Source organism: Bacillus sp. FSL M7-1020 (genome assembly GCF_038050415.1).
Classification (GTDB): Bacteria; Bacillota; Bacilli; order Bacillales; family Bacillaceae_G; genus Bacillus_A; species Bacillus_A toyonensis.
Map to the genome: position 1 here is coordinate 1038600 of NZ_JBBOTW010000001.1, position 13016 is coordinate 1051615.

9 protein-coding genes and 1 pseudogene are annotated in these 13016 nt (G+C 37.8%); 4 read left to right on the top strand and 6 right to left on the bottom strand.

Translation table 11 applies throughout. The annotated features are described in order from the left end of the window. Positions 1–213 precede the first annotated feature (213 nt). Positions 214–624 carry a DUF3908 family protein gene (locus tag MHB70_RS05350; RefSeq protein ID WP_000996796.1) on the top strand — a complete coding sequence of 137 codons (411 nt, stop codon included), beginning with the start codon at positions 214–216 and terminating at the stop codon, positions 622–624. Positions 625–655: 31 nt separating this feature from the next. On the opposite strand, the gene MHB70_RS05355 is transcribed toward MHB70_RS05350, so the two are convergent. The 6 genes from MHB70_RS05355 to odhA all read right to left on the bottom strand — a co-directional run bounded on the left by MHB70_RS05355 (position 656) and on the right by odhA (position 11143). Continuing rightward, on the bottom strand, positions 656–1246 hold the full coding sequence (locus MHB70_RS05355) for a class I SAM-dependent methyltransferase (RefSeq protein ID WP_000025730.1): 591 nt from the start codon (positions 1244–1246) through the stop codon (positions 656–658). A gap of 91 nt (positions 1247–1337) precedes the next feature. Further along, a complete protein-coding gene (locus tag MHB70_RS05360) occupies positions 1338–2879 on the bottom strand; it encodes a SagB family peptide dehydrogenase (RefSeq protein ID WP_061530724.1) in 1542 nt (513 codons plus the stop codon). Between the two features lie 15 nt (positions 2880–2894). Beyond that, positions 2895–4844 (bottom strand): TOMM precursor leader peptide-binding protein, encoded by a 1950-nt coding sequence (locus tag MHB70_RS05365; RefSeq protein WP_061530723.1) that lies wholly within the window; start codon positions 4842–4844, stop codon positions 2895–2897. Continuing rightward, positions 4841–6760 (bottom strand): putative thiazole-containing bacteriocin maturation protein, encoded by a 1920-nt coding sequence (locus MHB70_RS05370; RefSeq protein WP_061530722.1) that lies wholly within the window; start codon positions 6758–6760, stop codon positions 4841–4843. Before MHB70_RS05370 ends, MHB70_RS05365 begins: the two co-directional genes overlap by 4 nt. 125 nt (positions 6761–6885) lie before the next feature. After that, on the bottom strand, positions 6886–8145 hold the full coding sequence (odhB, locus tag MHB70_RS05375; protein ID WP_000569924.1) for a 2-oxoglutarate dehydrogenase complex dihydrolipoyllysine-residue succinyltransferase: 1260 nt from the start codon (positions 8143–8145) through the stop codon (positions 6886–6888). 130 nt (positions 8146–8275) lie between these two features. Then, positions 8276–11143, bottom strand: a complete 2868-nt coding sequence (odhA, locus tag MHB70_RS05380) for a 2-oxoglutarate dehydrogenase E1 component (RefSeq protein WP_000197133.1) — start codon at positions 11141–11143, stop codon at positions 8276–8278. Between the two features lie 967 nt (positions 11144–12110). Here odhA and MHB70_RS05385 point away from each other — a divergent pair. The 3 genes and pseudogenes from MHB70_RS05385 to MHB70_RS05395 all read left to right on the top strand — a co-directional run bounded on the left by MHB70_RS05385 (position 12111) and on the right by MHB70_RS05395 (position 12911). Further along, on the top strand, positions 12111–12326 hold the full coding sequence (locus MHB70_RS05385) for a helix-turn-helix transcriptional regulator (RefSeq protein WP_000428507.1): 216 nt from the start codon (positions 12111–12113) through the stop codon (positions 12324–12326). After that, positions 12323–12700, top strand: a pseudogene (locus MHB70_RS05390) (permease). Before MHB70_RS05385 ends, MHB70_RS05390 begins: the two are co-directional and overlap by 4 nt. Before the next feature lie 28 nt (positions 12701–12728). Further along, positions 12729–12911, top strand: coding sequence for a DUF3976 domain-containing protein (locus MHB70_RS05395; RefSeq protein WP_001178305.1), 183 nt, complete (start codon positions 12729–12731; stop codon positions 12909–12911). The last annotated feature ends 105 nt before the right edge of the window (positions 12912–13016 follow it).

Consider the following 13016-nt stretch of genomic DNA (forward strand, 5'->3'; position numbering starts at 1 on the left):
GCTTTATCCCGCTATTTGTGGGAGTCGGGTTGCTCGTAAACGCCCGATTGGTGAGGGCTGATAATCAGTGGGGGATGAACAGCCCTCCTACTGATTAAAGTTTCACTTTATTTTGAATATAAGGTTCACCCTTGAAAACAAAGTACGTATCGCTTATATTGTCATATAGTATTTGTTTTTTAACAAAGCAATGAACGAACCAGGGGGCGCAGTATGGCAATTAACATGAAAACAATCGAGGAATGGATTGCGGAATCAAACGCAAGACAGGAAGAAGATTTTGGACACGTTGTTGAAGAGATGAAAGAAGTATGTGTCGGACTTGATAATGCGACATTAATTTATACGAAAAATGTATTTTGCTTCGGTAAGAAAGTAGAAGTATTGTTTTTCTTCCAAGACCATGTCGTTATCGGACAAGAAAAAGACGAATATGTTGAGATTGAAAAATTAAAGTATGATGCCATTACAAATAGTAATTTAAAAACAAATGACAAAAATACAACGTTAGAATTAAAGTTTGCTAACGGACAAACTATCAATTTAGATAGTTTAAATGATAACTATGGTACGAAAAATTGGTTATTTGCAAGACAAATTAAGAGTATCTTTAAAGTAATCTAGTAAAAAAGCAGACTCTTAAGGGTCTGCTTTTTTACTTATTTCCGATTACACAGATACAACCTCTTTCTTCATAACATTTCACACTTTTAAATCCCGTCTTATAAAAAAGGTTTATTAATTCTTCCGTCGTTTTAAATTTCTTCATATGATATTGAATTTTGAAAGTTTCAGCCACTAATAAAAAGGATCCGTTCGGTTGTAAGACGCGAAGCACTTCTTTTATATCGTGTTCAACATCGGGCCAAAAATAATGAGTTTGAAAGGCGGTAATGAGATCGAAGAAGTTCGTATTGTAAGGAATAGAGGAGACGTTAGCTTGATGAATGATTACTTTCCCTGTTTTTACATCTTTCATATTTGCTTTTTTTGAGTTTTCAACAGCTTGATCGGAGTAATCAATCCCGTATATTTTCCCAAATGTAGTTCTTTTTGAAAGAGTGTGTATTGTTTTGCCTCCGCCACAGCCGATATCTAATATAACTGCCTCTGTCTTTATATGCACTTTTTGCAACGCCCACTTTGTTAATTTCGTATGTGCAGCGTTCATAATACAAAGCATGGAAGAACCAATTGTTCCACGAGGATTTTTTGCTTGCTGAATTAATTGTTGTAAAATGCTCAAATCAGACTCTCCTTTTATGTAAGAATATATACTTATTTCGCTTTTTATAAATTAAGTCCTTTAAAAAAGCACGCCGGTGGACGGCGTGCTTTTAATTATGCAAAGAACCTTTTAACCAATTCCGCACTCGATACGCCCCAACAGGAATTTGAATAAGTGATGTTTCATTTCCACCATCAATCCCGTACAATTGATCACAAGAATTTGTATCAAAACTTAGTAACGGATGACCACCCATCCCCATAGCGGTCGCAGCGAAAACGAGTTTATGAACGAGTATACCAGCTTCCATTTGGTGAATGCGATATCCTCTATAGCCTAATGCACGTGTGTAGTAATCCTTCTTTCCAACTACATGTAAGCAAAGTGGTACTTGAAAAAGGTTTACGTTATCCATCGTCATACTAGACTGAAGGGGGTAACGAAGGTCTCCATACCGAATTGGGTGTATGGAATGTGTTTTACTGTTATAAGCATAAGCCCCGTTTTCAATAGTTTTTACGTTATAAAAACATCCATATAAGGAGACGCGTGCATTTTCATTTATATACTTGCCATCAAGGTCGTTGTAATAGGGGAAGGAGAGACTCGCTTCTTGTAGTAAAGTAGCGAGCTCAGCTGCATCCCATTTCGTTAAAGTAAAGTCATCGTTAGGGGAGTACCGTTCTTTACAAAGTTGTAAGAAATTATACGATAAACGCTCTACTTTCGGTAGCTGTACAGTGTGCGCATGATGTTGATAGTACTCTTCATGAGCTAGTGTTTGGAAGTGTTCTGTCGATTCAATCATAGATGCTTCATTTATTTTTGTTATCATTGGATATCCTTCCACATGTTTGGAACGAATGAAATGCTCATGTGCTAAAGGTGGAATTTGCTGCAATAAGTCATGAGAAGTAACGGTTTTATTTTTACGATAATCATCGTGGAACCAATCTATATTCGGTTCTGTACTTAAAGGAATAACAGCATACACACTTTCTTCTCCTTCGGTCAGTCCGAGTAAATGATTGATTGCACGGTCTAGAAATTGAAAGTATATGCCATTTTTGTAACCGAACTGTTTCGCACATTCGAGTAATTGACCGATGAGAACGCCGCTATCTAATCCTTGCAGACGATACGAAAAGTTATTGTATTTAAAAAAGTTTTTCCAAAACATAGTGGATACAAATGCAGCACCAAAGCAAGAATGTATGTTACAGCGATTGCCGAGTGTGTCTATAAGATAAGAATCAAAATTTCCTTCGCGAAGTAAGATAAGTCGGTGATGCGCAGCGTCATAATGGTAAATGCCGTCTGGATAATGATTCAATTTTAAATATATATACAATTCATTCGGATATAAAGCACCACCTGAAGGGATAGACCTCCGGAATAAATTTCTTTCGCTATTGAGCTGACATAATTGGGTTATACCAAATGAATACAAAAGGTAAGCACCAATCTCATCCAAAGTAGGTGTAGTAGAAGAGTTTGGCAAAGATATTGGGATTTCTGAAGAGAGAGGGATGACAGGTACATTTCGATATAACTTATAAGGAAGCGGTGCGTCTTCCCAGTCCACCTCATGATTCGGCATAATTTCATCAATAGTGAAATGGAGATGATATAAAAAAGTATCTAGCTGCATGAAATCCCCCCTTTACTATGGAAATGGATGAGGATGTGGATTTAATTGTTCGTTTGTTAAAGGCTCAGCCCTATATCCAAGTGTCATCGGTACGGTGTACACTCTATCCAGTCCGGTAACACGAGTGAGATGGTGACCGAACGTCATCGGTAGCATGCCTGGGATCATGACTTTTACACAATGTAATCCGTTCTGCTCTATAAGGGGGACGGTTTGATCTACAACGATTACTTCGAGCCCAGATTGATGCAAACGATTTAAAAGTTGATGAAGATCAGATGTCAAATCCATATCAAACGATTGTAATGCATTCATTTCTTGGAACGATTGCACCGGAGCATCGTCACGTAAAAGGAAATGAAGACGTTCTTCCGTTTCTTTTAATCCGTACAGCATACTATGGTCTTCCATTTTATTAACGAGATAAGGATCTTGTAAGCATTTTTCGTAGTACTCTCTTTTTTGCTCGAGCTCATCATCTGCTATTAGTAACATGCCTGCTATTTCGTGAATTGCACTTTTTATAGCTCGAATAGGATCTAAATGAGAGCCCCCTGCACAAACAACGTTCATTCCATTTGCACGCGTATTTTTCGCAATTACCCATAAACTCGGGATGCCATGTTCCATCGTCGCGTTAAAAACGTGTAATTCATACCCGGTAATCGTGCGTAACCGCTGAATCATTAATTGTAATTCCGTATCGTTTGCTGAGCTAAGATCAAGGCGGGGAAGAGGTAATTCAGCATACCAAGTGAGCAAGAAGGCATCACGCTCTACAATTTCTAAAATGCCGTGAAAAATTGCTTCTTCTAAACTACCACCAATTGCACAACCATTGGATGTTTCATACACGAAAGCATCCCGATGACCGAGGCTATAATAAGCGATTGATTCTGGAACTAAAAGTGGCTTGTTTTGTGATAAAGAATAGCCCCATACCCAGTTTTGTTCATAGTCAGGATCAAACGGCTTAAACGGAAAACTATCACGATTATAATGTTCATTTGTATGTACACCGAGTGTGAGGGGATTCAGTGTATGATCCTCTAAATCATGAAAACTACCATGCACATTTGTCTTTTTTCCTCGAGGTGACATACCACAATATCGTTCTAAACCTTCTAAAATAGCAGTTGCTTCACTCAGTGCAAATGAATGGGTTCGACCTGCAACACCTTCATTCCCAAACATTAACGGCATGTTTATAATGACGTCAGCGAATGGTAATAAAGAATGCTGCATTTTTCCATTCAACATACCAACCCGGTAATCTAAATAGTCTCTCGTTAAAAATGTATTTAGTTCATGAATAGAACGACAGCGATACGTTTCAGCACTTGTTTTTAAGCTCGGTTGTAAAGAAATCTGTGCCGCATCCGCAGTATCAGTAGGTAAATTACTACATATAGGACAGAGAGGATCTGGAAGAAAAGAATGCCGCGTACATTGCAGTGTTTGTAAGTTTAGTAAAATGAGTTCATTTTCTAAAGAAGAATGTCCGTGAGCTAATATTTTCTCCGTTTCAGCATGAATGAGCTGGCACATTTGCAGAATGCCATTTTGGGTGGCGCGTACATCACGCCTCGTTACGTGCTCTGATTTCAATGCATATTTCCGCTGTAATTCCCACATTTCTTGTTGATCAAATCCGGCGATAAAGCGTCGTCCATCGGCACAATGGGTGCATCCCGTTGCAAGAGGATGAATATAAGGTCCGATAACACCTTCACCAAATGAAGTAAACGCACGTAGCCACGGAATATGATTGGAACGAAAAACAAGCTCAGCATCATGATGAATAGTAGAAGGAGAGCCGTCATGTAATACGAGAGCGAGGTTGATATTTTCAGGGAGTTCGTCTGTAATTGTATGTTGGCGAATGATGGAATATTGTTTGCGTAATTGATCATGTACATAGTCTGCAAGTAGGCCATCTCCTATAAGCAATATATGTTGAGTCATAGACCGTCCTCCTTTGCAATTAATACCCCGTACACACCATCTAAATTTTCTTTCAAAAATGATTCAATCGCTAAATCAAACACGAATGGATAAAAATTATGTTCTCCTAAATGCTGCAAGGCAAGCTGTAAAGATTGCACATCTGGAATTTCTTCGTCCGCTTGTATTTCTATTCGAAAAGAATCAGTGTCATATAAAATAATAGATGATTCAGGCAAAACAGTAGCTCTGTATGGAGTTTCTTCATTTTGAATGTGAAGAAGAGATAGTTGTAGTGCGTTACGTAACGCTAACGTCATATTAATACTGGATGCGCCATACCATCTATCATTTACACCGACCCAAACGACTGGAAAACTAAGAATCTCTTCACTCATTGCTATTTTAGGTGCTTCATGAATTGTAGAGAGAGCATCGTAATAAAACTTACAATGTGTATCATGAATTTCAGCTAGGTCGATCGTTGTAATTTCTTCTAGCATATGTGATTGCCGCTCATATAGTTTATTGTTTAAATGTTGTTGTAGTGCCCGGTATACACCTTCTGTCATCGTTTCCCCAGCACCAATACCGATATCGTTATGTTCAGGAATAAGGCGATGAATGATTTCAGCTACATATGTTTCAATTCCTGTTAAACCAGCTTCACGGCGAGCTTCATTATGAGTCAAACCAGCGCAAGTCATAAGAGGCAGGAGGGAAGCGGGACCATCGGATAGTGGTGTAGCTACTTGAATATTGCATTGTGATAACGGTAGTTGATATGAATTTTGTTCATCCCACACATGGAATATACCAGCTTCTTTAGAAGTTAATGAGTCGAAAAAACGGAACAATTCAGTTGAAGTATGTTGGTTGGACCGCTGCGCAAGTTTTTCGGTAAGATTTTCTATTGTATCAATTGTAAAACTTTCATCAGTTGCGAGAGGATGTTTTATAAAAGGATGCCATGTCCCTTCGAGTGTTTCACAGTTTAATAAAAAGAATTGTGGCTCTTTTTCTCGATATGAATCATCAGCGACGTGTTTAAATAATTCAAAAACAATTATATTTGCTAACATTGCGCCAGTAATTGGTGAAAAAGGAGCTGATGCATTTTCATTTTGCAAAGTAGTTTCATGTAGCCGATGCCAAGCTGATTCCCAGCATTCTTCACGATCAGCTGTTACGACAGGACCAGCCAAACCGAATGTTGATAAACAAATGGCGGGTATGAAGTTCTTTCCTACTTCCTTGCAAATCGTGTGAACTGTTCTTAAGCCTTCAATGTCTCCATTTTGAGAAACGTATAAAATCCAGTCAAAGGGTTCGAACACTTCATGCAGGGGGCGGTCAATTGTAGTATCTATTTCTTGAACAAGTACATTGTCATCAACTTCATATGCACGTTCTACTAGTTCATGAATTCGGTCGTAATTTGTTTCCATATAATCTGTGACAAGGTAATGAAATGTAGGTAATCCGGATTCTAGTAAAGAAGAAACTAAGGAAGTAAGCATATCCCCAGAACCAAGTATAAGGACATTTGCTGCGCGGTACGTCTGGAATTTTAAAGCACCTGAATGAGAATCAGCTTCTAGAAATTCAATTTGCGAAGCATACCTATCGAGTAATGCACTGTTTAATTCATGAGGTGCATCTTGACTTACATCACGAACAAAACCATTTTCATATAAAATCTCTCCAATTTCAAATACACGATGTTGATAGGGGAGAGGAAGACCATCGGTTACTTCTGCTAAAGAATGATCACCATTAAACATAGGCATTAATTTTTCAATCCAGTTATAAATTCCATCACCGTCCATGCGGAATGAACTGGCGTTATTTCGAAAATAGACACCCCCGTTTGAGTCGGGAAGGAAGAAAGTATCCTTATTTGCTTTAAGCTTTGCATGAGCTGGAAGGTTATTCATTTTAATCCTCCTTACGTTTTAAGCATACATTATTAGCTTATGTCATGAAATTTGTCCCGTATGAACGCAATAAAAAAAGGCTGTAGAATGATTTATTCTACAGCCTCTAATAGACTATTAGTCTATCAACCTTCTAATAATAATGATTTTGGATCTTCAAGCATATCTTTAACAGCAACAAGGAAGCTAACTGCTTCTTTACCATCAACAATACGGTGATCGTAAGATAGTGCAAGGTACATCATCGGACGATTTTCCATACGTTCTGCATCAATTGCAACGGGTCTTACTTGGATTTTGTGCATTCCTAAAATACCTACTTGTGGGCTGTTTAGGATTGGTGTTGACATTAGAGAACCGAATACACCACCGTTTGTAATTGTAAATGTACCACCTTGTAGCTCTTTTAATGAAAGTTTATTATCACGTGCTTTCATACCTAAATTACGAATTTCGCTTTCGATTTCAGCGAAGTTTAATTGGTTAGCATCGCGTACAACTGGAACAACTAATCCATCTGGAGCTGCTACTGCAATACCGATATCATAGAATTTTTTAATGATAAGCTCGTCGCCTTGAATTTCAGCATTTAATAATGGGAATTGTTTTAATGCTGCAACAACTGCTTTTGTGAAGAATGACATAAAGCCAAGACGTACATCATGTTTTTTCTCGAAAGCATCTTTACGCTCTTTACGTAATTCCATGATTGCACTCATATCAACTTCGTTAAATGTTGTTAACATTGCAGATGTTTGTTGTACTTCTACAAGACGTTTTGCAATTGTTTGACGGCGGCGGGACATTTTTACGCGCTCAACTGGTTTTTCAAATTCCGTTTTTGCAACTGGAGCAGGAGCTGGACTTTTTGGAGCAGCTGGTGCTTCTTTTGGTGCTGCAGCATGAGCTTGTACATCATGTGGTCTCACACGTCCAAGTGGATCTGTGCTACGTACGTCGTTTAAGTCGATTCCTAATTCACGAGCCATTTTTCTAGCAGCTGGTGATGCGATAGGACGGTTCGTATTTGGTAAACCTTGTAGAGCCGTAGCTTGTTCAGCAGTTGGAGCAGCAGCTTTCGGTGCTTCAGCTGTTTCTTGTTTTGGTTGCTCAGCCACTGGTGCAGGTGTACTTACTGCCACTGGTGCGCCATTTGCATCTAAAATTGCGATAGTTGCGCCAACTTCAACTGTATCCCCAGGCTCGCCTAGTAACTTTGATACAATACCTGAATCTTCTGCAATGATTTCTACATTGACTTTATCAGTTTCAAGCTCAACAACGCTGCCACCTTTCTCAACTTTGTCACCTACGTTGATAAGCCATTGTGAAATAGTTCCTTCTGTAATAGATTCTGCAAGCTCAGGTACTTTAATTTCGATCATTTTAAATGTCCTCCCCTTATTTGCCTAACGGTGTGTTTTGTCTTCTTTAATCTTCGGTAATCTCCATTTGTTAGCTCGACTTGGGCAGAATATCTGCCCAAGTCGAGCCGGGAAAAATTCATTGTTACTTTTAGTTGCTATAAACTTCAATTTCTTGTTTATCTTGACGGAAGTTATACTTCACATCTAAAGCGTGCGCCACAATTAGTTCTTGCTCAGCTTTGTGAGCGAACGGATCGCCACCAGATGGGCTAGAACGATCTGGGCGTCCAATGTAACCTGTTTTCACTGTATCTCCAGCTAGTTCGAACAGAATTGGAGCCATGTAATGCCATGCACCCATATTACGAGGTTCTTCTTGAACCCAAATAATTTCTTCTAAGTTTTTAAAGCGTTTCATAATAGATTGAACTTTTTCAGCAGGGAATGGATACAACTGTTCAATGCGAACGACATGAACTTCATCTAAGTTGTATTCATGTTTACCAGACTCGATTTCCGCTGCTAAGTCAATCGCCATTTTACCTGTACTTAAAACAAGACGTTTAACTTTATTTGGTTTCATGCCAAGGTTTTCTTGTTCTAAAGCAGGTTGGAAACGTCCTTCGCTTAACTGACTAGCAGTTGAAAGCGTAAGTGGGTGACGTAATAAACTCTTCGGCGTCATAAGTACTAAAGGTCGAACAGCTTCTGTTCCTAAAATAGATGCTTGACGACGCAAGATATGGAAGTACTGTGCTGCGCTCGTTAAGTTTGCAACTGTCCAGTTGTTTTCAGCAGCTAACTGTAAGAAACGCTCTGGACGTGCACTAGAATGCTCTGGTCCTTGACCTTCATAACCGTGTGGTAATAGAAGAACTAAACCAGATTTTTGACCCCATTTTGCTCTTCCAGCTGAAACGTATTGATCAAATAATGCTTGCGCAGTATTTGAGAAGTCACCATATTGCGCTTCCCACATAACAAGAGTTTCTGGAGCAAATACGTTATAACCATACTCGTAACCAACAACAGCAGCTTCTGATAACGGACTGTTATGAACAGAGAATGAAGCGTTAATGTTTGGTAAGCGATGTAATGGTGAATATGTTTCATTTGTATCAGTATCGTGTAATACGATGTGACGATGCGCGAATGTACCACGCTGTGAGTCTTGACCAGTTAAACGAATTGGTGTACCTTCTTGTAAAATAGAAGCGAATGCTAATGACTCAGCAAGTGCCCATTCAATTTTACCGTTCTCTTCAAGAGCATCTTTACGGCGTTCAAGAATTTTCTTCACCTTCGGATATACGTTAAAGCCTTCTGGCCAAGATAATAGACCTTCATTCATTGCACGAAGTGAGTCAAGTTCAACACCAGTATCAATTGGCTGAATGCCTTTTGCAACAACATCTGGTACTTTAACGTGAATTGTTGCATCGCTCGTATCAGCTGGTGGTACTTGTGCATAATCAGATTTTAATTGTTCTTGTATAAATTGAGTAATTGTTTCAACCTCATCTGCATTTAGAACACCAGCAGCTTGTAATTGATCTGCATAAATTGCTCTTACAGTTGGGTGATTTTTAATTTTTTTGTACACTTGTGGTTGCGTAACTGCTGGGTCATCCATTTCGTTATGACCGTAGCGACGGTAACCAATTAAATCGATTAAGAAGTCTTTTTTGAACAACGTACGATATTGAATAGCCAGGTTAGCAGCAGCAAGACAAGCTTCTGGATCATCAGCGTTCACGTGAACAATCGGAATATCAAAACCTTTTGCAAGGTCGCTTGAATATTTCGTAGAACGAGAATCATAGCTATCAGTCGTAAAACCAACTGCATTGTTTGCGATAACATGAATTGTTCCGCCCGTTTGATACGCGTTCAATCTGCTTAAGTTTAGTGTCTCAGATACAATACCTTGACCAGGGAATGCAGCGTCACCATGAACTAAAACTACGAATGATTTAGAAGTATCTTGTTCTGGAAGACCAGACTTTTTACGATTCTCTTGAGCTGCACGTGCGAAACCTTCCACAACAGGGTTAACGAACTCAAGGTGACTCGGGTTATTCGCTAATGTAACGCGAGTGCTAACTTCTTCATTCCCAACGACTTGTTCTCTACCTAAATGGTATTTCACGTCGCCAGTCCATCCAGCATTTGCCACTGCGCCTTCTATTTTTGCATGTTTGAATTCAGCAAACATGTGAGTATATGGTTTTTCTAATACGTGAGCAAGTACGCTTAGACGCCCGCGGTGAGCCATACCAATCATGACATCTTCAACGCCGCCTTTAGCACCTTCAAGGACAATTTCATCTAGAACAGGTACAAGCATATCAACGCCCTCGATAGAGAAACGCTTTTGCCCAACGAATGTTTTATGCAAGAATTGCTCGAAACCTTCAACAGCTGTTAAACGTTTTAAAAGAGCAGTACGTTTTTTATTTGATAATGGTTGACGCAATGAATTTGATTCCACCATTTGATGCAACCACGCGCGTTCTTCACTATCTTGTATATGTGAGAATTCATAAGCTAAAGATTTTGTATAAACGTCTTTTAATCTATGAATTACATCAAGTGCAGTGTGAATACCCTCTGGTGCATCTTGCCATACTGTTTTAGCTGGAATCGCTTTCAAGTCAGCATCGCTCAATTCGTTCATTGCTTTCTCAAGAAGAGATTGTCCGTTTGCAGCATCTTCCATCGGGTTGATGTGAGCCAACGTATGCCCGAAAGAACGAATCTGTTCAACAAGTTGAACGACTTTAAGAATTTTTTCAATGTTACCTGTGTTTTGAGGAGAAAAATGTGTTGCTGTGTTGTCCCCTGTTACGACATCATCTTGAAACGAAGGAGCTCCAAAAATTTCAAAAAGCTCTTGTAATTCCGGATCAACAGAACCTGCTCCAGTTACGTAAAGATCATACTGTTCAATAACATAACCAAGGTTCGGACCATGGAACTTGGCCCAAGGGTTTGTCGTTGTATTCTTCCTCGTCATTTGTTTAAACCTCCCAATGCATATAATCCTTTTCCTATACAAAAGGTGCATTTTGCTCTTTTTCAATAATTGATGAACTAATAATTAATGTAAATGTTGTCTTTACTCTTATGTTATTACAATAATTTACATAATACCAAACACTATTACTTATCTGTTTTGTAAAAAAACATTCACAATAACTTATCACCCAAGTTAATCTTTCATGTTATAAAGTAATTTTACAGAAAAATGGAGTGGATATATTTGGTATACCTACACTAACAACTATAATTGTTGCATTTACATATAGGTATAATAGTTAGAATGTTTCGATAAAATAAAGTTCGAATTATGTATATTGAAATAATAAGCGCTTTCATTGATATTATACAACAATATAACGGAATATAGTATAAAAAATAAAAGATTATGAATTTAGAGTAAACTTTATTTCGGTAGTGTTAAATATTGAAAGGAAAACGAAGGATTTCTACAAAAAAAGTGGCTAAACATAAAAAATGCTTCATAAACCGTTAGTTTCTATTAATATGCCGAAAAATACCGTAAAACAAATAACGCATTTCATCTAATAAAGCGGCAAATGAAATATTTTAAAAGGATAAAACAAATATGGAGATATTAAATTTTTATAAAAATGGAGAAGGGATATAGTAACGGATATATACATTGTTCCATGTTGCATTACAAAATAGACGTGCTGAAATTGAAAAAGTTTCTTCTATAATAAAGTGAAACTTTAATCAGTGTGGGGTTTGTCCATCCACCACTGATTATTAGCCTTCACCAATCGGGCAGTTATTTCCCACCTAAATTCCTCGTATTCACTGAATTTTGAGGTGGGAGTCTTACTGCCTGTTAATGCGGGATAAATAGCGTGAAACAAACTGAAATATATGTAATGGAAACTTGACGTAAAGTTTACTTTACATATATACTCGATATAAGGGAGGAGGGAGAAATTTCCTTGGAAAATAAAATGGTCGAATATCGAAAAAAATTTGGACTATCTCAAGAAAAATTGGCTGAGAAACTTGGAGTTTCCAGACAAACCATCATTTCAATTGAAAAAGGGAAATATGATCCATCACTTCCATTAGCATTTGAAATAGCGAAAACATTTCAAACAACGATAGAACATGTATTTATTTATGAAGGAAAAGAAGAGGGGGAGAAAGGATGAATGATTCACAAAAGTATTTTGTTATTATGGGAATTATCTTTTTAATTATGAGTGGATTTATGATACTAGCAGGTATAATGACACATTCAGCACCACCAAGTCCTACTTATACGTTACTAGCAATGATGATTATGTGATTCTGCTTAAGTTACTTACACCCGCAATTTAAAGAAAAAGATGAGCGAATGAAACTCATTCGTTATAAAGGGATGTTCTTCAGTTTTTTTGCATTAACAGCGTATTATCTCCTTTTCTCTATCGGCTTAAATTTAAAAGTAATGACACTATCTGCGGTTGAACTATTACATATACTTATGGCACTTACAATGAGTACCGTCTTTATCTCATTTGTTGTTTTGGCAAAAAGATATTAAGATGGAAGAGAGAAAGGAAGATTAACATATGCAAATGATGTATGCTTTTGGTATGGGGATCGTTTTATTTTTAGCGGTGTTCCTATTCATTCGTAAAGACGTTCAAGGCGGGACGTTAACGAAACGAGGATTTTATAAAATGATTGGCTGTTTAGTTGTTATGTTTATAGCGATCATCGTAATGATTGTATTAATTACTCAATCATTATAAATTTTAAAAATGAAACCTTACTTTTTGTAAGGTTTTTCTTTTTGTATAAAAACCTAAAAATTACCACAAAAACCATTTACTACATGGAAGCTATATTGTATAATC

Coding starts and splice junctions, on each gene's coding strand:
- MHB70_RS05350 (WP_000996796.1), top strand. CDS start 214: ATGGCAATTAACATGAAAACAATCGAGGAATGGATTGCGGAATCAAAC.
- MHB70_RS05395 (WP_001178305.1), top strand. CDS start 12,729: ATGCAAATGATGTATGCTTTTGGTATGGGGATCGTTTTATTTTTAGCG.
- odhA (WP_000197133.1), bottom strand. CDS start 11,143: ATGACGAGGAAGAATACAACGACAAACCCTTGGGCCAAGTTCCATGGT.
- odhB (WP_000569924.1), bottom strand. CDS start 8,145: ATGATCGAAATTAAAGTACCTGAGCTTGCAGAATCTATTACAGAAGGA.
- MHB70_RS05365 (WP_061530723.1), bottom strand. CDS start 4,844: ATGACTCAACATATATTGCTTATAGGAGATGGCCTACTTGCAGACTAT.
- MHB70_RS05360 (WP_061530724.1), bottom strand. CDS start 2,879: ATGCAGCTAGATACTTTTTTATATCATCTCCATTTCACTATTGATGAA.
- MHB70_RS05370 (WP_061530722.1), bottom strand. CDS start 6,760: ATGAATAACCTTCCAGCTCATGCAAAGCTTAAAGCAAATAAGGATACT.